This window comes from Mesorhizobium sp. RCAM 05104, from assembly GCF_059683645.1.
This window is the reverse complement of sequence record NZ_CM185033.1, coordinates 3,616,588-3,638,528: the sequence shown is the minus strand read 5'-3', so window position 1 is coordinate 3,638,528 and position 21,941 is coordinate 3,616,588. Positions and strand designations below refer to the sequence as shown.

Sequence of the window (21,941 nt, the reverse complement as noted above, 5' to 3'; positions counted from 1 at the left end):
AGATGAACATTCTTGCCCTGTCCCCACTCGCGACGAACACTCAAGAAACCGTCATGGAGACGATCATGAAACCCCTGTCATATGCCAGGCGCGGCGCGCGCTGGCTGATGGCGGCCGGTATCGCGGTCGCCATGCTAACCCCGGTGCAAGGCTTCGCGGAAGACGCCGCCCCGATCACCCCGGAGCTGAAGCTCGACCTCGACAATTCGCGCGTCATCAATCCGAGGCCGGACCGGATCGTGCCTTTCTTCACCAAGAAAGGCACCCAAAGAGGCTGCGACTACGTCGTCTATTCGCTGAGCTTCGGCTTGCGCGGCGATCCGCAGGGCTTTGCCGACCCAAGCCTCGCGGCCAGGCTTGACAAGCTCAAGCTCGACTTCAAGGACCAGCTCCCGCACGGCCTTGAGATCGTCAACGTCAATGTGGCCGGCGACGGCACGGATTCGTCCGGCGGACCTCTGCCGGGTGCAACGATCAGCACCTCGGCGAATCCCAACGATACGGCTGATGTTTCCGATTTCCGGATTTCCGCCTCCGATCTCGACGGCGTCGGCGCTCCGAACGAGCGCGTCATCACCTTCCAGATCACCGCCAAGATCGACCACGCGGCGTTTCCCTCGCCGACCATCGTCGACAACCAGGGTATGATCAAGGTGACCGCCGGACCGGGCACCGGGACCATCATCCCGTCGCAGGATCCGGGCAAGCCCGACGACGGTGACTTCAAGACCGGTGAAAAGACCTCGATCAAGATCGACGTCACCAAGTGCAATCCGCCGCCGCCACCTCCCGGCAAGGAATGCTTCAAGGTGGAACGCGGCACGGTTGATTGCGTGCCCGGTGGCGGCGCCTTCATCTACCACATGCCGGTCGGCCCGGAGATGGGTGGCAAGTGGGTGCAGGTTTCAACGACGACACCCGGCATCACCATCATCCCCGACACGCAGCTGGTGCCGGCGGGCGGCGATGTGCTCAACTGGAAGATCGTCGGTGCCTCGCCCGGCGACGTCATCCATCTCATCGTCACAGGCATCGAAACATACGCCGGCCCGAAGGAGGGCTGGGGCCTGTGCTGCACGCAGACCATCGACATCGTCATCCCGCGCGACCAGAGATGTCCGCCCAGGGACAAGGAACCGGACCTCAAGGTCGAGAAACGCGCCGATGTTCCGCGCTGCACGATGGCCGGCGGCTGCGACTTCACCATCAGGGTCACCAATGTCGGCACCGCGCCCTACAACGGCAAGATCGTGCTCAACGAGGTGACGCTGCCGGCCGGCTCGACGCTGAGTTCAGGGCCCAATCCGCCCTGGGTCTGCGTGCCCGGCACCACCCCGATGACGTGCACCTATCCGGTGACCACGCTCAATCCGGGCGCCTTCGTCGACCTCAAGCTCGGCTTCAAGCCGGCTGGGGGCTGGCAAGGCGGTGCTTTACGCAACTGCGCCGCCTATAATTATGCGGCCAGTGGCAAGCCGCTGTTCGGCAGCCAGTCGAATGACCGCGGCTGCGCCTCGATCCCGATCTGCCGGCGTGGCGACCGTGACCGCGACTGCCGGCCGCCGGTCGAGAAGAAGGTTGACCTGATCCTGAAGAAGCGTGCCCGCACCCCGGTCTGCACGGCCGACGGCATCTGCACCTTCGTGATCAACGTCATCAACAACGGTAGCGCCACCTACAATGGGCCACTGACGGTCATCGACGCCTATCCCGGCGGCGCGCCGGCTTCCTCGACCTTCGGGCCGAGCCCGCCCTGGACATGCGGACCGAACGGCCCCGGCGAGTTCCGCTGCGACAATGCGGGCATCTCGTTGCCCGCGGGTGCCTCGACGCCGATCTTCGTCAAGGCGGTCATGCCGGCCGGCTATCGGTCGGACACGGTGGAGAACTGCGCCGAGGTAAAACCCATCCCCGGTGAAACCGACCTCACCAACAACAAGGCCTGCGCCAAGGAACGTATCCGTCATCCAAATGGCGGCCAGCCTGGCCTGCGCATCACCAAGGTGTGCAGCGGTTCGCTGGCCGGTGCCGCGGTGGTTTCCTGCCGCATCACCGTGGCCAACGCCGGCACCGCTGCCCCCACCGGTCCGGTGCGGGTCAACGACGCCGCCACGCTGGTGGCCGGTGGCGCGCCCGTCCAGATCCAGACCGTCACTCCCGATGGCGCGGAATGGGCTTGCGGACCGGTTCCGGCCAATGCGCTGTCGTGCCAGATTCCCGGTGCCGTGATGGCACCCGGAACCAGCCGCCACTTCGACGTGACGGTTTCGGCGAATGGCGAGTTCGAGAACTGCGCGCGCGGCTCCTATGGGCCGGCGCCGGGCGACGATGTCGTCTATCCGATCGGCCAGGCCTGCGCCAAGGGCGGCGGTCCTTCGACCATCCGTGTCGAAAAGACCGGCGACCGCGAATGCCGGCTCGGCCAACCCTGCTCGTTCGACATCACCATCACCAATGATGGGACGAGCCCCTTCTCCGGTCCGGTTCGCATCGGTGATGCGATCGGCGTGGAGGGCCTCGGCAGGCTGGACGGGGTTGCGATCACCTCGATCGACCCGCCCTTCGGCTGCTCGCCGGAGCCGGCGACCTTGCCGGCGTCCTGCATCGCCAACCTGTCGCTTGGCGCGGGCGAAAGCCAATCGCACCACGTGACGGTGGTTATCCCCGACGATGGCCGCCTGGCCAATCTGCAGGGCAGTATCAGCGGCCAGAACTGCGTTGGCGTCCTGTCTCCCGACACACGGGTGCAAGGCGGCGGCGACGTGCTGGGCGGCGACCAGGCCAACGTGCAGGGCGATCGCGGCAAGGCCTATGCTTGCCATCCCTTCACCATCACGCATGAGGCCAAGAAGGAATGTTCGGCGGGCTTCGTCATGAACGACGCCGGTCGCTGCGTCTGCCCGGAAGGCACCACCTTCCGCAATGGCCAGTGCACCGGCGGCGGCACCAACGTTCTGCCAACGCCGCCGCCGCCGAAGCGCTGCGTGCTGCTCGAAGGCCAGATCCGCACCGAGGACGGACGCTGCGTCTGCCCGCGCGGCACGGGACTGGAGAACGGGAAGTGCGTCAGGACCGACAAGCCCGAGCAGTGCACCATCCGTGGCCAGATCCATGATGCCTATGGCGATTGTGTCTGCCCGCGAGGGACCGAGGTGCGCAACGGCGCCTGCCGTCCGATCCAGCCGAAGCCGCAGCAGTGCCGCATCCCCGGCCAGATACGCAATGCCGATGGCGATTGCGTCTGTCCGCAAGGGACCGAGGTGCGCAATGGGGCCTGCCGCCCGGTGCGACCGAAGCCCGAGCAGTGCACCATCCGTGGCCAGGTCCACGACGCCAACGGCGATTGCGTCTGTCCGCAAGGAACCGAGGTGCGCAACGGAGCCTGCCGTCCGGTGCGACCGAAGCCCGAGCAGTGCACCATCCGTGGCCAGGTCCATGACGCCAACGGCGATTGCGTCTGCCCGAGGGGCACCGAGGTGCAAGGCAACGCCTGCCGGCGCAAGCAGCCGACGCAGGAGCAGTGCGACATACGCGGCCAGGTCCACAACAAGCGCGGCGAGTGTGTCTGTCCGCGTGGAACGCAGGTGATCGACGGTGCCTGCCGCAAGCCGCAGGTGGAATGCGCACCGGGCTCGCAGATGATCAATGGCCAGTGCCAGCCGATCATCAAACGGCGTTGCCCGGTGGGCACGGTCGGACGGTATCCGGACTGCGTGCCGATCCGCAGGCAGCCGGGCGTGGAGATCAACCCGAACCTGCTGAACCCGAACATCCTGCAGCTTCTGCCGCGGCGCACGCCGCAGGTCCAGCAGCAGCAACTGGATCCGGCGACCAACAACATCCAGAACTTCAAGCCGTAATCGGGCCAGTCAGACATCGCGAACCCGCCGGAGCAATCCGGCGGGTTTTTTCCCCGTGGACGCTGCCGCGCCACGCGGGTCTGTGGTCACCGCAAGCTGCGTACTCGACAAGTCACCTGGAGCGCATTAGGCAGTCGATTCGGAGCAGCCATATGAAGGGTCGCTCGGAAAGGCCGCAGCATGAGCAAGAAGACCTTGATCGCACCGTCGGTGCTGGCATCGGACTTTTCCAGGCTTGGCGACGAGGTCGAGGCAGTGGTGGCGGCCGGCGCCGACTGGATCCATCTTGATGTGATGGACGGGCATTTCGTGCCCAACATCACTTTTGGTCCGCCGGTGATCAAGGCAATCCGCGACCGCACCAAGGCCTTCTTCGACTGCCATTTGATGATCGCGCCGGCCGATCCCTATCTGGCCGCCTTCGCCGAGGCTGGCTGCGACGGCATGACGGTGCATGCCGAGGCCGGACCACATCTCGACCGCTCGCTGCAGACGATCAAGAACCTTGGCAAGAAGGCGGGTGTGTCGCTCAATCCGGCAACGCCGGAAAGCGCGGTCGAATATGTGCTCGACCGGCTCGACCTGATCCTGATCATGACCGTCAATCCGGGCTTCGGCGGCCAGGCCTTCATTCCAGGCATCGTCGACAAGGTGAAGCGGGTCAAGGCGCTGATCGGCGGCCGGCCGATCCGTATCGAGATCGACGGCGGCGTTTCGGCTGAAACCGCGCCACTGGTCACCGCCGCCGGCGCTGACGTGCTGGTGGCCGGCGCCGCCATCTTCAAGGGCGGCAGCGTCGAAGCCTACCGGCAAAACATTCAGGCGATCCGGACGGCAGCCGACAACTCAGCCGGCTAACGCACGGCGCCCATCCCGGTTTCAATCGCGATATGCCGGCCAGTGGTTCCGGTGTCGGGCTCGTGAGGTCGGATGCTCCACGGCATGGGATCTGGATGAGGCCTCATTCGATTCGAATGTTCGCCGCCCTGTCCAGCACGACAGAACAGATGGTCTCGCGCGCATACAAAGGAACAGGAAGAACAGATTCTCCTGCGTGCATGCAAAACAGGTTGAGTTTCCTCGGGTTGTGGTGACGCGCGGATTTACAGGATCAAACACCTACGTGTCGCATATTTCTTCGTGCTTAAGTGCGATGGCGCGATCTTCTGCTTGAGCGTTCAGTGGCGGAAGCTGTATAGTACGCATACGAAAAGGGAATGCTCTCGGACTCGAATTGCCCAAGACAGTTTTGGGGACAAGGAGTCGCTTTGACATACGGAGCTGCCAATCTCGACGACGACCGCGCAGGATCCAAGAGCACGCTTGCCAGCACGGTCTATCACCAACTGCGTGCGGACCTTCTTGACGGTGTCCTTGAAGCCGAGAGCAAGCTGCGGGTCGAATGGGTGGTTTCCAAATATGGGGCCGGCGCTTCCCCTGTTCGCGAGGCGCTCAATCGCCTCGCCTCGGAGGGGCTTCTCGGCCGGCACGATCAGCGCGGCTTCTTCATCATGCCGGTCAGCGCGTCGGAGCTTGAAGAGCTGACGCGCACCCGCTGCTGGCTCGAAGAACGGGCGCTTCGCGAATCCATTGCTCACCGCACCGCCGAATGGGAGGAGCAGCTGGTGCTGGCGCTGCATCGCCTGGGGCGCGCGTCACGTCTTTCGCCGCACCCTTCCTTGCTCGATCCGGATTGGGAGAAGTTGCACCGTATCTTCCATAGGGTTCTGATCTCGGCCTGCCGCTCGCACTGGCTCGTGGGATTTTGCGATCAGCTTTCCGATCACGCCCATCGCTACCAGCAAATGGCCAGTGACGGCGAAAGCAGTCAGCGCGACGATCTCGGCGAGCATCGCCTGATCGCCGAATGTGCCCTGGACGGCGATGCCGATGGTGCGGTCGAGGCACTGGTCAATCATTACCAATTGACCGCTGCCATGTGCCTGGAACGCTTCAAGCAAGGCGAAGGCTCAAAGGCGGTCATCGGCAAGGCCGAACGCGCCCGGCGCTAGGGGCCGTTCCATCGAAAGGCCGTTTCGCGGCCCATCGCTCGCAACCATTACCGCTGACGGGGCGAGCCCGAACCGCCGCTTGCGGTCTTGACGGCACGGCCAAGAACCGCGAACTCTTCGCCGCCAGTGCATGGCGCTCGAAAGCGTGCTCAGCACCGACTCCGTCGCCCCGGGAAAGACTTCATGAGCAATCATCTGTTCGATGCGTTCCGTTCCAGGATGCCGGCGCCGGGCCGCCTGTTGATGGAAACCGATGACGGGCGCTCGCTCACCTATGGCGACATGCTGGCGCGGTCGGCACAGCTGGCACACGCGCTTTTGCAACTGGGCGTCGAGCCGGGAGACCGGGTGGCCGTCCAGGTCGAGAAGAGCCCGGAGGCGATCCTGCTCTATCTCGCCTGCCTGCGTGCCGGTGCCGTCTTCCTGCCGCTGAACACCGCCTACACACTGGCCGAGCTGGAGTATTTCTTCGGCGATGCCGGACCCCGACTGGTCGTCTGTGATCCGGCAAGGGCGGCCGCCATCGAAGCGCTGGCGCAAAGGGCGGGCGCTACCACCGTCACGCTCGACGGCAAGGGCGAGGGATCGCTGACCGATCAGGCCTCGCGGCTGCCGTCGGACTTCCACGATGTGGCGCGCGGCGAGGGCGACCTTGCCGCGATCCTCTACACCTCGGGAACGACCGGCCGCTCGAAAGGCGCCATGCTCAGCCACGAGAACCTCGCCTCGAACGCACGGGTGCTGGTCGATCACTGGCGCTTCACTATGGATGATGTGCTGATCCACGCGCTGCCGATCTTCCACACCCATGGCCTGTTCGTCGCCACCAACGTCATCCTGATGGCCGGTGCGTCGATGCTGTTCGAGCGGAAGTTCGACGCAGGCCGCATCATCTCGCTGTTGCCGCGCGCAACCGTGCTGATGGGGGTGCCGACCTTCTATGTGCGCCTGCTTCAGCAGGAGGGGCTGGACCGCCAGGCGGCGAAGAACATCCGCCTGTTCATTTCCGGTTCGGCGCCGCTGCTGGCCGAGACCCACAAGGCCTGGCGCGAGCGCACCGGCCACGCGATCCTCGAGCGTTACGGCATGACCGAAACCAACATGAACACCTCCAACCCCTATGACGGCGAGCGGCGCGCCGGAACGGTCGGCTTCCCCTTGCCTGGCGTATCGCTGCGCATCGCCGATCCCGACGATGGCCGGCCGCTCGCCCAGGGCGAAGTCGGCATGATCGAGGTCAAGGGTCCCAACGTCTTCGGTGGCTACTGGCGCATGCCGGAGAAGACCAGGGCGGAGTTCCGCGCCGACGGCTTCTTCATATCAGGCGATCTCGGCATGATCGACGGCGACGGCTATGTCCACATCGTCGGCCGCGGCAAGGACCTGATCATTTCCGGCGGCTACAACATCTACCCGAAGGAACTCGAAAGCGAGATCGACGCGCTTGACGGGGTCACGGAAAGCGCCGTCATCGGCGTTGCCCATCCGGATTTCGGCGAAGGCGTCACCGCTGTGGTCGTGCGTGCGCCGGCCTCGCGGATCACCGGGGCCGAAATCCTCGGCGCTATTGCCGGGCGCGTGGCGAAGTACAAGCACCCCAAGCGGGTGATCTTCGTCGACGAACTGCCACGCAACACGATGGGCAAGGTGCAGAAGAATCTGTTGCGCGAGACCTACAAGGATATCTACGCATCCTAGTTGCGTGCTGAATGGTGCCGCCTTCCAGCTTACCGAGTGCCTGAACCCCACAAGGCGCGCTTCAGCAGGCCGCGTTTGCGCTTGCGCGGGACGAGGTCGATATCGCTGACAAGTTTGGCGCCGCCTTCGCGCCGTTCCAGGGTGATCTTGCGGCTGTGGAAGGCTTCCAGCTCGGCGCGGTGTGCAACGCTGACGATGGTGATATCAGGCAATTCTCGGATCACCGTCGCCATCATGTTGTCCTGGCTTTTCTCGTCGAGCGCCGAGGTCGCTTCATCCAGCACGACGATATCGGGGCGATGCAGCAGCAGGCGCGCGAAGGCGAGGCGCTGCTTTTCGCCGCCCGACAGCGTCTGGTCCCACGGCGCTTCTTCCTTGATCCTGTCGGTGAGATAATTGAGGCCCACACTGTCGAGGGCAGCCTTGATCTGTTTGGCTGTCCAATTATCCGCCGCCGCGGGGTAGGCGACCACGCGGCGCAGCGTCCCCGAGGGAATGTAGGGCCGCTGCGGCAACATGAACAATCGCCTGTCGGGGTGGAAGTTGACGCTGCCGCTCCCCCAGGGCCACAGGCCGGCGATCGCCCGCACCAGCGTTGACTTGCCCGAGCCGGATTCGCCGGACACCAGCACGCGCTCGCCCGGTTCGATCACCACCTCGGTTTCCTTGACCACGGAGGTGCCGTCGTCGAGCGTCACCGAGAGCTCGTCGAGGGAGAGCATTGCATCGCCCTTGGTCTCGCCGTGTTTGATGCGCCCCAGATCATTGCTCTGTTCCGCACGCTCCAACCCGTCGAGCGACATCATCAGCGAGGCGATGCGGCGCGCGGAGGCGTTCCAGTCGGCGAGACGCGGGTAGTTGTCGACCAGCCAGCCGAACGCCCCCTGCACGATGGCGAAGGCGGAGGCAGCCTGCATCACCTGTCCGAGTGTCATTGAGCCTTCGAGAAACTTCGGCGCACACAGCAGAACCGGTACGACGGGCGCAAACAGGCTCGAGCCCTGCGACACCACCGCCGTGCGCATGTGCTGGCCGGTCAACCGCGCCCATTGCTCGAGCGCACCGGCGAACGTCTTGTGGATGCCGCTGCTTTCCTCCTCCTCGCCGCCAAGCAGGGCGATGCTCTCGCCGTTTTCACGCACGCGCGTCAGCACGTAACGGAATTCAGCTTCCGCCTGGTTCTTCTTCTCCGAGAGCTGAACAAAATCGCGGCCGATGACGAACATCGAGGTGGAGGTAATCGCGGCATAGACCACCGCCGTGATGACGAGGAAGCCGGGCACGGTGAAGGTCGAGCCTCCCAACGTGAAGCTCAAGGCCCCGCCGATCGTCCAAAGCACCACGATGAAGGTTGACGCCGAGAGGGTGGCGACAATCACGCCGGCGACGAAATCGACAGGCGACTCGGTGGCGACCCGCAGATCTTCCGAGAGGCGGGCCTCGGGGTTCTGGTGGTCGCCTTTCACGAGGTTCAGCTGATAGTAGCGGCCGTTGGCGAGCCAGCGCGCTATGACCGAGGTCGTCAGCCAGGAGCGCCAGCGGCGCTGCATGGTCATGCGCAGGTAGACCTGCACGACGACAAGGCTGATGCTGCCAAGCACGAGGGGCACGAACACCGCGCTCAGGAAGTAGACGGTGTGGGCGTCGCGCTTCTCGATCGCGTCGAAGATGGCGCGGTTCCAGACATTGATCCCATACTGGAAGACGACATTGATGCTGATCAGGATCAAGAGCCCGATGGTCAACGGCCAGGCGAGCTTGTCACCGTGCCGTCCCCAATAACCGCGCCCGCTGATCCAGAAACGCTTCAGCAGATATTTCTTGCGCGCCTGTTCTGCCTCCTCGGCCGTCAACTGTGGATCGGGTTCGACGGCTTCCGGAGGCGGCGGAGTCTCGCCGACAGCCTCGGAAGCTGCCGCTTCGACGGTCGATGCCTGCTTCTCGTGTGGCTTCTTTTCGCGCGGAGCCTCGTCGTTCGACTTCGCATCACCCGACTTTGCTGGTCGCGCCTTTGCCCTACGCGGCTCGGGGGTGCCACGCGGCTTGATGCCGTCGGCCGGTTTCGATCTGGGTTTCGCGTCGGACATTCGCCCCGACAACGGCCTCGAAATCAAAAGGTTTCATGACGTCCGCTTGCGATGACAACTATCAAGAGAGCCTGTCACTTCGGGTACAGCAACCCGACGGCATGGTCGGCGATCGACAGGCTTGCCGTCAGGCCGGGACTCTCGATGCCGAACAGGTTGACGATTCGCCCGGCGCCATGGTCGGCCGGACCCTGGATCATGAAATCGGCCGCCGGTTGGCCCGGGCCGGATAGTTTCGGCCTGATTCCGGCATAGGCCGGCTGCAGGGCTCCGTCGCCAAGCTCGGGCCAATAGCGCCGGATCGCCTCGTAGAAGACGGCGCTTCGGCCCGGATCGACCGTGTAATCGATACGATCGATCCATTCGACGTCGGGCCCGAAGCGGGCACTGCCGCCCAGGTCGAGCGTCAGATGGACACCAAGGCCACCTTCGACCGGAACCGGATAGATCAGCCGCGAAAAAGGCGACCGGCCTGGAAGCGCGAAGTAGTTTCCGCGCGCCAGCCACTGCCGGGGGATCAGATCCCTTGGGAAACCGTCGATGCGGCCGGCTACGGTCTGCGCATCGAGGCCCGTGGCATTGATGAAGGCATGGGCCTTCAAGGCGAAGGTCTTGCCACTGGTAGCGCGCGTGTCGATCCGGATCCCGTCGGCTTCGATCGTCGCCCCCGCAACGACGGTTAGGAAGGCGAAGGACGCACCGGCGGCCTCGGCGTCGCCGCGCAGCGACAGCATCAGCGCGTGGCTGTCGACAATGCCGGTCGTGGGCGACAGCAAGGCGGCGGCGCATGTCAGTGCCGGTTCCAGGCTTTCGGCCTCGCCGCGCGTTAAAAGCTCGAGATCGTCGACCCCACAGCGTCGCGCATTGGCCTGGATTGCCCGCAACCCATCCATTTGGCCGGGCTCGCTGGCGACGATCAGCTTGCCGGTGCGCTTATGGGCGACGTCGTGCTCGGCGCAATAAGCGTAAAGCCGCTGGCGGCCTTCGACGCAGAGCCGGGCTTTCAGGCTTCCCGGCGCATAATGGAGCCCGGCATGGATGACTTCGGAATTGCGCGAACTGGTGACGGTGCCGATCGCATCGGCCTTCTCGATCACCACCACCTCGCGGCCCGCCAAAGCGAGCGCCCTGGCGATGGCGAGCCCGACGACGCCGGCTCCGGCGACAACACAGTCGATTGCCTGCATGAACTCGCCTTCAGTGTGAAGCGCTGGCCTCGAACACCGTCTTGCCGCCGATCCAGACTTGTCCGATATCGAGATCGTCCGACAGCGCGACAATATCCGCCGCCGTGCCGTTGGCGAAGCGTCCGAGCCGGTGCGACTGGCCGATCGCTTGCGCCGGATAGAGCGAGGCCATGCGCAACGCCTCCGACAGGTCCAGCCCGATAACGCGGTGGACGTATCGAACAGCCGAGATCATGTCGAGATCCGCCCCCGCCAGCGTGCCGTCAGCGAGCCGCAGGCTGCCATCCTTGCGGTAGATGGTGCGGCCGTTCAGCGTGAATGAGGTCATGTCGGTGCCGATCGTCGCCATGGCATCGGTGACCAGCACGATCCTCGCCGGCCCTTGCTTGGCGCGCAGCGCGATCTTGATGGTGACGGGATCGACATGGATGCCGTCGGCGATCAACCCGGCGGACAACGTGCCGATGTCGATGGCCGCGCCCGCCAGTCCGGGCTCGCGATTGCCGATCTGGCTCATCGCGTTGAACAGATGGGTGACCATCGAAGCGCCGGCGGCGGCAAAGGTGCTGGCCGTGGCGTAGCCGGTATCGGAATGGCCAAGGCTGACGATGACGCCCGCCTTGGCGAGCGCTGCGACGCGTGCCGGTTCGACGGATTCGGGCGCTATCGTGGTGAGCAGCACCGGCAATTTGTGCCGCGCCGCGATCAGCATCGCCTCGTCCTTGTCCGTCATTGGCCGGATCAGCGCCGGATCATGCGCGCCCTTGCGGGCGATCGACAGATGCGGTCCTTCGAGATGCAGGCCGAGGAAGCCCGGCACCTTCCGCAGCGCCGCCGCTTCGCCGGCGGCGACGGCGGCGGCGGTGATCGCGGGCGTGTCGGTGATCAGCGTCGTCAGCAGCGCCGTCGTGCCGAAGGGCGCATGCGCCTTGCAGATGGTTTCGATCGACGCGACATCGGGGTGGTCGTTGAGCATGACGCCGCCGCCGCCATTGACCTGCAGGTCAACGAAGCCGGGCGCCAGCGTGCCGCCGCCGGTGTCGACGACGCGAATGTCGGAGGGGATGGCGCCCGTGGGCAGAATAGCCTCGACGAGGCCGTCGCGCACGACAAGTGCTGCGCCTTCATGCCAGTCGTCGCCATCGAATATCCGGGCGCCGGTCAGGGCAAAACGGTCGCTCATACGGTCTCCGTCACCTTGCGAAGATTGCGCGGCGTGTCCGGATCAAGGCCGCGATGGCGGGCAAAGGCCTCGACGAACACATAGAAGGACACGATCAGCGTCAGCGGATCGGTCAGCGGGTGACCGGTGGCGACATGCGGCAGGCGCACGGCGCGATTGGCAAGCATCGAGGTGATGAAGACCGGCGCCCCCTTGGCAGCCAGGCTGTCGGCGGCTTCGGCGACCGACGGCTCGGACGCGTCGCGCGCGGCCAGCGCCAGCACCGGGAAATCGGGACCGATCAGCGCCAGCGGGCCATGCATGACTTCGGCGGCACTGTAGGCCTCGGCATGCATGCCGCAGGTCTCCTTGAACTTCAGCGCCGCTTCGTTGGCCATCGCCGCCGACGGTCCACGGCCGAGGATGAACAGCGACTTCTGCTTGTCGATCGTTTCGGCCAGCACCGTCATCCAGTCGCAGCCGATCGCCTTGCTGAAATGCTCGGGCAAGCTGGCGAGCGCCTTGAGAAGCGCCTCGTCGCCAGTGGAATGCGCCATCAAGGCGAGACCGGCGACGGCGGAATTGACGAAGGTCTTGGTTGCCGCGACGCTGCGCTCGGGGCCCGCCAGGATATCGATCGCATAGTCCGAGGCGCGCGCCAGCGGCGAATCGGCGGTGTTGGTGATGGCGATGGTCAGCGCGCCGCCGGCCCGTGCGGCTTCGGCCATGGCAACGATGTCGGGGCTCTTGCCCGACTGCGAGATCGCAAGGCAGGCAGAGCCTGCCAGCCTGAGCTTGGCGCCATAGATCGAGGCGATCGACGGACCGACCGAGGCGACGGCCAGGCCCGCGGTCAGCTCGACGGCATATTTCATGAATGTGGCGGCATGGTCGGACGAGCCACGCGCCACGGTGACGACAAACTGCGGGTCGCGTTCGCGGATGCCACGTCCGGCCTCGGTCAACACGGCGCCGGAGCCGTCGAGCAGGCGGGCGACGGCTTGCGGGATCTCTTCGATCTCGCGCCGCATATGGGTCATCTCTGTCGGCTCTACGCTCATGGTCGGCCCTCTTCGCTCGGCCCTGTCAGCCGCAGTTCGGCGACGAAATCATAGGCGTCGCCCCTGTAGATGGAGCGGGTGAATTCGATCACCTTGCCGCTCGCCAGATAGGAAATGCGTTCGATGTGCAGGCCTGCGATGCCGGGCGGCACTTCGAGCAGGCGCGCGTCGCTGTCGCCGAGATTGGCGGCGGAAATGCGCTGCACCGCCCGCACCGGACGGTTGCCGGTCAATTCCAGCGCCGCATAGAGCGAGGAGCCTATTCCCGCCGGGTCGGGCAATACGCTGGCCGACAGCGAGGCGCGTTCGATCGCCAGCGGCGTGTCGTTGGCAATGCGCAGGCGCGCCACGCGCGCCACAAGCTCGCTCGACGACAGGCCGAGCACCATCATCTCGTCGGGCGAGGGCGCGTAAAGGCCGCGGTCAAGCCAGGCCGATCGCACCGCCATGCCGCGCCGCGCCATGTCCTCGGTGAAGGATGTCAGCCGCGACAGCGACTGCTCGACGCGCTCCATGCGCGGCGCCACGAACGTGCCGGAGCCGTGGCGCTGGACCAGGATGCCGCCCTTGACCAGGTCCTGCACCGCCTTGCGCACGGTGACCCGCGAAATGTCGGCCTTGGTGGCGATATCGCGCTCGGAAGGCAGCGCATCGCCCGGCCCGATCAGGCCGCGATTGACGGCATCCTCGATGCTCTTGCGAAGCTGCAGATAAAGCGGCGCGCCGCTTTGCGACGACTGTTTCAGCGTGGCGAAGATCTGGTCGGCGGCATCGCTCATCGCGCTGCCTCCGCCGGTCTGGCGAAAAGGCGTACCGCCATCTGCACGGCGCCGCCCAGTGCGTCGTCGAGCGGCGGCTTCAGCAATGCCCGGTAGCGCGCCGACAGGCGCGGCGCGTAGAGCGGCGCCAGCCCGCCGAGCAGGCACAGCGGCGCGTCGTCCGCAAGGTCGAGCGCGCCGAGCGAGGCCTCGACGTCGGTGATCGCCCTGTCGAGGATCCAGTTGGCGACGCTGTCGCCCTTCTCGGCGTGCTCGAACACTTTGGGCGCGAAGCCGCCGAAATCGCCTGGCTTGGCGTTGGTGGTGAATTCGACCACGTCCTCCGGGTTGTTGCGGAAAACGGCGAGCATGCTCTGCGTCAGCGGCGAACCCTCGCGGACGCCGTCATAGGCGAGCAGCGTCTGTTCGAGCAGGTCCCGGCCGATGCGGGCACCGCTGCCCTGGTCGCCGACCTGGAAACCCCAGCCGCCGATGGCGCGCGATTTGCCGTTCTTGCGCGCCATGTAGGCGGTACCCGTGCCGAGGATCGCCATGGCGCCGTCACCGGAGCCGACAGCCCCCTCGAGTGCGATTTCGGCGTCGGTCTCGACGCGGCTGATGCTGAACGGCAGGATTGCTTCGAGTTGCTGCCGGTAGGTGCCGACATTGGCGCCGGCGAGGCCGAGAATGGCCGGCGTTTGCGGGATCTGGTCCGGATCCTGCCCGGCAGCGATGAAAGCCTGCCGCGCGGCCTCGACGATGTTCGACCGGGCACCGGTGAGGTCTGTGCGGATGTTGGCGGCGCCGCTCTTGGCGCGGCCGATGACCGCGCCTTCCACCGTCGCCAAGGCAGCCCTGCAGCTGGTGCCGCCGCCATCGATACCGAGCACGAAATTCACGTGATTTCTCCTCCGGGCGGATAATACCAATAAAATACCAATAGCCAAGGGTTAATTTCCGTTTCAAAAAGATTAAGGCGTATTTTATTGAAAAACCTAGGCATTTCGTTGGCTCGGCGATTTCCGACTCGGGAATTCGTTAATGCGTGTGGACAAGTGGTATTTTTTTGGTATTGTTCTGGTATTGGAGGAACCGGGATGGCCGAAACGCGCACCGAAGCGCTTCACCAGAATGCCGAGGGTCTGGATATCCAGGCCCCCGACGCCATCCTTGCTTCATTGGCCGATGCGCAGATCGAAGCCGCAAAGGTCGTACGCCAAGCCATTCCATCCATCGCCAGGGCAGCCGAGATCATCGCCGGCAGACTGAAGAGCGGCGGCAAGCTTGCCTACGCGGCAGCCGGCAGTTCCGGCCTGATGGCATTGGCCGATGCGCTTGAACTGCCTGGCACGTTCGGCATTCACCGCGACCGCATCGCCATCCTGATCGCTGGCGGCGACGCGGCTTTCACGACACTGGCCGGCGGGCCCGAAGACGATACCGAGGAGGCCGCGACAGCCGTCGCCAATGCTGGCATTGGCGCGGGCGATTGTCTGATCGCTGTCTCCGCCAGCGGCACGACGCCCTATGCGGTGCGGGCTGTCGAGGATGCGCGGCGGCGGGGTGCTGCCACCATCGGTATCGCCAACAACCGCGATTCGCTGCTGCTCCGGCAGGCCGAAACCGCCATCCTGCTGGAAACGCCGCCGGAGCTGATCGCCGGCTCGACCCGCATGGGCGCGGGCACCGCTCAGAAAATCGCGCTCAACATGCTGTCGACATTGACCGCCGTCCATCTCGGTCACGTGCATGACGGCTACATGGTCAATCTCATGGCCGACAACATCAAGCTGCGCGATCGCGCGGCGCGCATTGTCGCCGCCATCAGCGGGCGGGGCAGGGACGAAGCCGCCCGGCTGCTCGAAAAGAGCGGCGGCGCGGTCAAGACCGCCATTCTGCTCGCCGCCGGCGCCGACAGCGCCGATGCGGCCGAGAAGATACTGGAAGAGGCCGGCCAGAAGCTGCGGCCGGCCCTTTCCGCGATCGAGGGGAGCAAGGGGCGCACTGCCTCCGTTCTCATCAAAACCGAACCTGAAAAAGGTCAACAGGGAGACTGAGCATGACAACGAAACTACTGACGGCACTGCTTCTGGGCACCAGCATTCTCGGCACGGCCGGGATGGCTTCTGCCGCAGACGTAACGCTCAACATCGAAAGCTGGCGCGGCGACGACCTTGCCATCTGGAAGGACAAGCTGATCCCGGCTTTCGAAGCCAAGAACCCGGGCATCAAGGTGGTGTTCGCCCCGTCGGCGCCGACCGAATATGACGCCGCGCTCGGCGCCAAGCTCGCCGCCGGTTCGGCGGGCGACCTGATCACCTGCCGCCCGTTCGACAAGTCGCTTGAACTCTACAAGAAGGGCAACCTCGCCGACCTCTCGGCGCTGCCCGGCATGGAGAATTTCTCGCCCGTGGCCAAGGCCGCCTGGCAGACCGACGACGGCAAGGCGAGCTTCTGCGTGCCGATGGCCTCCGTCATCCACGGCTTCATCTACAACAAGGACGCCTTCGACAAGCTCGGCATCAAGGTGCCGCAGACCCGCGACGAATTCTTCGCCGCGCTCGACAAGATCAAGGCCGATGGCACCTACATCCCGATGGCCATGGGCACCAAGGATCTCTGGGAAGCCGCGACCATGGGCTACCAGAACATCGGTCCCAATTACTGGAAGGGCGAGGACGGCCGCGCAGCACTGATCAAGGGCGATCAGAAGCTGACCGACAAGGACTGGGTCGCACCGTATGAGGAACTGGCCAAGTGGAAGCCCTACCTCGGCGACGGTTTCGAAGCCCAGACCTACCCGGACAGCCAGAACCTGTTCACCCTCGGCCGCGCCGCCATCTACCCGGCCGGCTCTTGGGAAATCGGCCTGTTCAACACCCAGGCCCAGTTCAAGATGGGCGCCTTCCCGCCGCCGGTCGAGAAGGCCGGCGACACCTGCTACATCTCCGACCATACCGATATCGGCATGGGCCTGAATGCGGCTTCGAAGAACGCCGACGCCGCCAAGACCTTCCTGTCCTGGGTCGCCTCGCCGGACTTCGCCACCATCTACGCCAATGCGCTGCCGGGTTTCTTCAGCCTGAACTCCTCGCCGGTGAAGATGGAAGACCCGCTGGCGCAGGAATTCGTCTCCTGGCGCGGCAAGTGCAAGTCGACGATCCGCTCGACCTACCAGATCCTGTCGCGCGGCACGCCGAACCTCGAGAACGAGACATGGGTTGAATCGGCCAACGTCATCAACGGCACCGACACGCCGGAAGCTGCCGCCAAGAAGCTGCAGACCGGTCTCGACAGCTGGTACAAGCCGGCCAAGTAAGAGCTCAGGCAACGAAGCCGGCCGGGCGCAGGCCTGGCCGGTTTCGGACTATCCTGGTTTTCAGGCTGTGATTGTCGGCGTGGCCTCTCGGCCTTACCCTCTGCGCAGGGAAAGGCGAAGCTGACCTGTCACAGGCCTTTGTCCTTCCCGCACGGGAAGGAAATCCGGGCAGTGCATCGAGGCATCATCTAGCATCGACACCATTTGGAACCGAGAGACGGCGGGGACCGAACTCATGGCCGCAGAAACACGACCGAAACGACCGACCCGCTGGCACATCGGCGTCTTCCTGGCGCCGGCGCTGCTCGTCTACACGGCGATCATGATCCTGCCGCTCGCCGGCACGCTGCAGCTGTCGCTGTTCCGCAACATCGAGCAGCACCAGATCTTCGTCGGATTGGAAAATTTCCGCACCCTGTTCGGCGACCCCAACTGGTCGGTGGGTTTCTGGAATGCACTCAGGAACAACACCTGGTTCTTCATCATCCACATGCTGGTGCAGAACCCGATCGGCGTCATGCTGGCGGCCTTGCTGTCCAGCCCGAGGCTGAGATTCGCCGCCTTCTACCGCACGGCGATCTTCGTGCCGACCATACTGTCCTTCGTCATCGTCGGCTTTGCCTGGAAGCTGATCCTGTCGCCGCTATGGGGTGTGGCCCCGCATATGATGGACCTGGTCGGCCTGAAAAGCCTGTTCACGCCATGGCTGGGCAAGGAGCAGTATGCGCTGACGGCGCTCAGCCTGATCTCGGTGTGGCAGTTCGTCGGCATCCCGATGATGCTGATCTACGCCGCCCTGCTGTCGATCCCCGAAGAGGTGATCGAGGCGGCCGAGTGCGACGGCATCACTGGCCTGTCGCAGTTCTGGAAGATCAAGCTGCCGCTGATCCTGCCGTCGATCGGCATCATCTCGATCCTCACCTTCGTCGGCAATTTCAACGCCTTCGACCTGATCTACACAGCGCAAGGGGCGCTCGCCGGGCCGAACTATTCGACCGATATTCTCGGCACCTTCCTCTACCGCGCCTTCTTCGGCTTCCAGCTGCAGGTCGGCGACCCCAACATGGGTGCTGCGATCGCCACGATGATGTTCCTGATCATCCTTGGCGGCGTCTGCGGCTATCTCTTCCTCGTGCAGACGCGCCTGCGTCGCTACCAGTTCTGAGGGGGGCAAGAGATGAGCACCGCAACCCGTTCCTTGCCCCGCACCATCGGCGCCCACGCGATCCTGTTGACCTACACGGCGATCGCGCTGTTCCCGGTGATCCTGGTGATCATGAATTCATTCAAGTCGCGCGCGGGCATCTTCGGCGCGCCGCTGACGCCACCGACGCCGAAAACCTTCGACCTGATCGGCTACACCACCGTGATCGGCCAGGGCGACTTCATCCACTATTTCCAGAACAGCCTTGTCGTCACCGTCGCCTCGTTGTTCTTCGTGCTTTTGTTCGGCGCCATGGCCGCGTTTGCGCTGTCGGAGTATCGCTTTCGCGGCAATTCGCTGATGGGCCTCTATCTGGCGCTCGGCATCATGATCCCGATCCGGCTGGGCACCGTCGCCATCCTGCAACTAATGGTGGCAAGCGGGCTGGTCAACACGCTGACGGCGCTGATCCTGGTCTACACCGCGCAAGGCCTGCCGCTCGCCGTCTTCATCCTGTCGGAATTCATGAAGCAGGTGTCCGACGACCTGAAGAATGCCGGCCGCATCGACGGGCTGTCGGAATACACCATCTTCTTCCGCCTGGTGCTGCCGCTGGTGCGGCCATCGATGGCGACGGTCGCCGTCTTCACCATGATCCCGATCTGGAACGATCTGTGGTTCCCGCTGATCCTGGCGCCGTCGGAAGAAACCAAGACGGTGACGCTCGGCGCACAGCTGTTCCTCGGCCAGTTCGTCACTAACTGGAACGCCATCCTGGCAGCACTGTCGCTGGCGATCATGCCGGTGCTGATCCTCTACGTCATCTTCTCGCGGCAGCTGATCCGCGGCATTACCTCCGGAGCCGTCAAGTGAGTTCGCAAAGTCCCCTTCGCGTCGTCGTCGCCGGTCTCGGCAATATGGGCCGCAGCCATGCGCTGGCCTATCACACCAATCCGGGCTTCGAGATCGCGGCGCTGATCAACCGTTCCGACGTGCCGCTGCCTGACGGGCTGTCCAGCCATGGCATCAGGCGCTCCTTCGACGAGGCGCTGCGCGACGAAAAGCCTGACGTCGCCTGTATCGCCACCTATTCCGACAGCCATGCCGACTACGCGGTCAGGGCGTTCGAGGCTGGCTGTCATGTCTTCGTCGAGAAGCCGTTGGCAACCACGGTGGCGGATGCAAAACGCGTCGTCGCGGCCGCCAAGGCCAATGGCAGGAAGCTGGTGATCGGCTACATCCTGCGCCATCATCCATCCTGGATCAGGCTGATCGCCGAGGCGCGCAAGCTCGGCGGCCCTTACGTCTTCCGCATGAACCTCAACCAGCAATCCTCGGGCCATACCTGGGAGACGCACAAGCAGTTGATGCAGACGACCTCGCCGATCGTCGACTGCGGCGTGCACTATCTCGACGTCATGCTGCAGATCACCGACGCCAAACCGGTCGAGGTGCGCGGCATGGGGGTGCGGCTGACCGACGAGGTTGCGCCCACGATGTACAATTACGGCCATCTGCAGGTGCTGTTCGACGACGGTTCGGTCGGCTGGTACGAAGCCGGTTGGGGACCGATGATTTCGGAGACGGCTTTCTTCGTGAAGGACGTCATTTCACCGAATGGCTGCGTGTCGATCGTCATGAAGGAAGGTGTGAAGTCCGACGACATCGACACCCACACCAAGACCTCGACCATCCGCCTGCACAGTGCCGCAACCGGCACGGATGGCAAATTCGTGAAGCAGGACGAGATGCTGTCGATGCAGGGCGAGCCCGGCCATCAGGACCTTTGCGATCTCGAACAGGCCTTCGTGCTGAAGGCGATCCGCGAGGATCTCGATCTCACCAGACACATGGACGATGCGGTCAGATCGCTCGCCGTCTGCCTTGCCGCCGATGAGAGCGTGCGCAGCGGCGCCCCAGTCAAGCTCTAGGACGAGTCAAACTCTAACGACAGGAACGAAGCCGTGGGCTCGCTGAAAATCGAGAATGTGAAGAAGGCCTTCGGGCCGGTCGAGGTGCTGAAGGGCATCAACCTCGAAGTGACGGATGGCGAATTCGTCGTCTTCGTCGGCCCTTCGGGCTGCGGCAAGTCGACCTTGCTCAGGGTCATCGCCGGGCTGGAGGATTCGACCTCGGGCAGGGTGGTCATCGACGGCGAGGATGTCTCGGCCACGCCGCCGGCCAAGCGCGGCATCGCCATGGTGTTCCAGACCTATGCGCTCTATCCGCATCTGACGGTGAAGAACAATATGGGCCTTGGCCTCAAGCAGGCGGGCACGCCCACGGCCGAGATCGAGCGGCGCATCGGCATCGCCTCGGCGATGCTGTCGCTGGAACCCTATCTCGAAAGGCGTCCGGCCGAACTGTCCGGCGGCCAGCGCCAGCGCGTCGCCATCGGCCGCGCCGTGGTGCGCGAGCCCAAGCTGTTCCTGTTCGACGAGCCGCTATCGAACCTCGACGCCGCGCTGCGCGTCAACACGCGGCTCGAGATCGCGCAGCTGCACCGCCGGCTGAAGGCGACGATGATCTACGTCACCCACGACCAGGTCGAGGCGATGACGCTGGCCGACAAGATCGTGGTGTTGAACGCAGGCAGGATCGAGCAGATCGGTGGCCCGATGGAGCTCTACAATTCGCCGGCAAATGAGTTCGTCGCCGGCTTCATCGGCTCGCCGAAGATGAATTTCATCGATGGTGCCCGTCTCGGCGAGACGGCCAAGACCATCGGCGTGCGACCGGAACATCTGACGGTTGATCCAAAGTCGGGCAGCTGGAAGGGCACGGTGGTGCACGCCGAGCATCTCGGCGCCGACACCAACCTCTATCTCGACTGCGAAAAGGCCGGGCTGATCACCGTGCGCATCTTCGGTGTCTACGACGCCGAGCCGGGCGCCACGCTCTATGCGACGCCGGATCCGGCGAAGACGTATCGGTTTGGCGCGGATGGAAAGGTATTGAAGTAGTCTCGCAGCGGAGAGTCGGCGCTGCCCCTCACCCTTGTGCGAACCGGAGGAGCATGGCCTGCCGGATCGCTTCAGAAGCGACAATGGCCCGCCCTTCGCATCGGCCGGCGTCACCGGCTGACGCCGCTTTCGGTGCGCTTCATCAAGCACGGCATCACTCTGGAGCCGATCGCGCCTGGCAAGCCGCAGCAGAACGGACGCCATGAGCGCTTCCATCTGACCATGCTGCCGCTGGCCGAAGCACCGGAGGCCGACAGGATGGCCCAGGGGCAGGCCTTCGAGGTCTTCCGGCGCAGCTACAATGAAGAGCGTCCGCATGAAGCGCTGGCCATGGACACTCCAGCGCAGCAGTACCGTTCGTCACAGCGCGCCATGCCAAGAGCGACGCCCGAGCCGGATTATCCGGCCGAGGCCGCGGTCCGCCGCGCGCGCCACAAAGGCGAGATCAGGTGGAATGGCGACTTCGTCTATGTCTCACAGACGCTGGCTGGCGAAGCGGTCGCTGCACGGAAACCGCGGACGGCCAATGGGCCCTCTCCTTCCATGCCCATCCGCTCGGCATCATCGATACAAGGCGTATGAAGCTTGTCCGCCGCAGCACCGCGCCAACCAAACTGCTCGCCGCTGCGGCGGACGCAAAGGGGGAGAACTGTTACCCATCTATCCGGTTCAAAGTGCTACCCATCTATC

At 64.5% G+C, this 21,941-nt stretch carries 16 protein-coding genes and 1 pseudogene; 11 read left to right on the top strand and 6 right to left on the bottom strand.

Annotated elements, in window-relative coordinates:
* Positions 1-2 precede the first annotated feature (2 nt).
* The 4 genes from AC56QP_RS17795 (at position 3) to AC56QP_RS17780 (ending at position 7,570) form a co-directional block, all read left to right on the top strand.
* Positions 3-3,860 (top strand): DUF7929 domain-containing protein, encoded by a 3,858-nt coding sequence (locus AC56QP_RS17795; RefSeq protein WP_489858757.1) that lies wholly within the window; start codon positions 3-5, stop codon positions 3,858-3,860.
* Between the two features lie 180 nt (positions 3,861-4,040).
* On the top strand, positions 4,041-4,718 hold the full coding sequence (rpe, locus tag AC56QP_RS17790) for a ribulose-phosphate 3-epimerase (RefSeq protein WP_489858758.1): 678 nt from the start codon (positions 4,041-4,043) through the stop codon (positions 4,716-4,718).
* Between the two features lie 410 nt (positions 4,719-5,128).
* A complete protein-coding gene (locus AC56QP_RS17785; RefSeq protein ID WP_489863571.1) occupies positions 5,129-5,872 on the top strand; it encodes a GntR family transcriptional regulator in 744 nt (247 codons plus the stop codon).
* Positions 5,873-6,055: 183 nt separating this feature from the next.
* Complete coding sequence (locus tag AC56QP_RS17780; RefSeq protein WP_489858759.1) at positions 6,056-7,570, top strand: malonate--CoA ligase; 1,515 nt, start codon at positions 6,056-6,058, stop codon at positions 7,568-7,570.
* Between the two features lie 29 nt (positions 7,571-7,599).
* Here AC56QP_RS17780 and AC56QP_RS17775 read toward each other — a convergent pair whose 3' ends face one another.
* The 6 genes from AC56QP_RS17775 to AC56QP_RS17750 form a co-directional block, all read right to left on the bottom strand.
* On the bottom strand, positions 7,600-9,657 hold the full coding sequence (locus AC56QP_RS17775; RefSeq protein ID WP_489858760.1) for an ABC transporter ATP-binding protein/permease: 2,058 nt from the start codon (positions 9,655-9,657) through the stop codon (positions 7,600-7,602).
* Between the two features lie 74 nt (positions 9,658-9,731).
* Positions 9,732-10,844 (bottom strand): NAD(P)/FAD-dependent oxidoreductase, encoded by a 1,113-nt coding sequence (locus tag AC56QP_RS17770; protein WP_489858761.1) that lies wholly within the window; start codon positions 10,842-10,844, stop codon positions 9,732-9,734.
* Positions 10,845-10,854: 10 nt separating this feature from the next.
* Positions 10,855-12,027, bottom strand: coding sequence for an N-acetylglucosamine-6-phosphate deacetylase (nagA, locus tag AC56QP_RS17765; protein ID WP_489858762.1), 1,173 nt, complete (start codon positions 12,025-12,027; stop codon positions 10,855-10,857).
* The gene (locus tag AC56QP_RS17760; RefSeq protein ID WP_489858763.1) at positions 12,024-13,067 is read right to left on the bottom strand and encodes an SIS domain-containing protein; all 1,044 of its coding nucleotides are present in this window, start codon (positions 13,065-13,067) and stop codon (positions 12,024-12,026) included. Before AC56QP_RS17760 ends, nagA begins: the two co-directional genes overlap by 4 nt.
* Positions 13,064-13,846 (bottom strand): GntR family transcriptional regulator, encoded by a 783-nt coding sequence (locus AC56QP_RS17755; RefSeq protein WP_096452258.1) that lies wholly within the window; start codon positions 13,844-13,846, stop codon positions 13,064-13,066. The genes AC56QP_RS17760 and AC56QP_RS17755 overlap by 4 nt, the downstream gene beginning before the upstream one ends.
* Entirely contained in the window at positions 13,843-14,724 is an 882-nt protein-coding gene (locus tag AC56QP_RS17750; protein WP_497100415.1) for a glucosamine kinase nucleotide-binding domain-containing protein, read from the bottom strand. The genes AC56QP_RS17755 and AC56QP_RS17750 overlap by 4 nt, the downstream gene beginning before the upstream one ends.
* Before the next feature lie 198 nt (positions 14,725-14,922).
* On the opposite strand from AC56QP_RS17750, the gene AC56QP_RS17745 reads away from it, so the two are divergent.
* From AC56QP_RS17745 to AC56QP_RS17715, 7 genes and pseudogenes are all read left to right on the top strand, one after another.
* The gene (locus tag AC56QP_RS17745; protein WP_489858764.1) at positions 14,923-15,882 is read left to right on the top strand and encodes an N-acetylmuramic acid 6-phosphate etherase; all 960 of its coding nucleotides are present in this window, start codon (positions 14,923-14,925) and stop codon (positions 15,880-15,882) included.
* 2 nt (positions 15,883-15,884) lie between these two features.
* Positions 15,885-17,144, top strand: a complete 1,260-nt coding sequence (locus AC56QP_RS17740; RefSeq protein ID WP_489858765.1) for an ABC transporter substrate-binding protein — start codon at positions 15,885-15,887, stop codon at positions 17,142-17,144.
* Between the two features lie 235 nt (positions 17,145-17,379).
* Positions 17,380-18,309 (top strand): carbohydrate ABC transporter permease, encoded by a 930-nt coding sequence (locus AC56QP_RS17735; protein ID WP_489858766.1) that lies wholly within the window; start codon positions 17,380-17,382, stop codon positions 18,307-18,309.
* 12 nt (positions 18,310-18,321) lie between these two features.
* Positions 18,322-19,161 carry a carbohydrate ABC transporter permease gene (locus AC56QP_RS17730; protein ID WP_010912697.1) on the top strand — a complete coding sequence of 280 codons (840 nt, stop codon included), beginning with the start codon at positions 18,322-18,324 and terminating at the stop codon, positions 19,159-19,161.
* Positions 19,158-20,219: a Gfo/Idh/MocA family protein gene (locus AC56QP_RS17725; RefSeq protein WP_489858767.1), complete on the top strand. Its 1,062-nt coding sequence runs from the start codon at positions 19,158-19,160 to the stop codon at positions 20,217-20,219. Before AC56QP_RS17730 ends, AC56QP_RS17725 begins: the two co-directional genes overlap by 4 nt.
* A 33-nt stretch (positions 20,220-20,252) precedes the next feature.
* Entirely contained in the window at positions 20,253-21,251 is a 999-nt protein-coding gene (locus tag AC56QP_RS17720) for an ABC transporter ATP-binding protein (RefSeq protein WP_489858768.1), read from the top strand.
* Positions 21,252-21,297: 46 nt separating this feature from the next.
* Positions 21,298-21,889, top strand: a pseudogene (locus AC56QP_RS17715) (integrase core domain-containing protein); the annotation flags it as partial.
* Between the last annotated feature and the right edge of the window lie 52 nt (positions 21,890-21,941).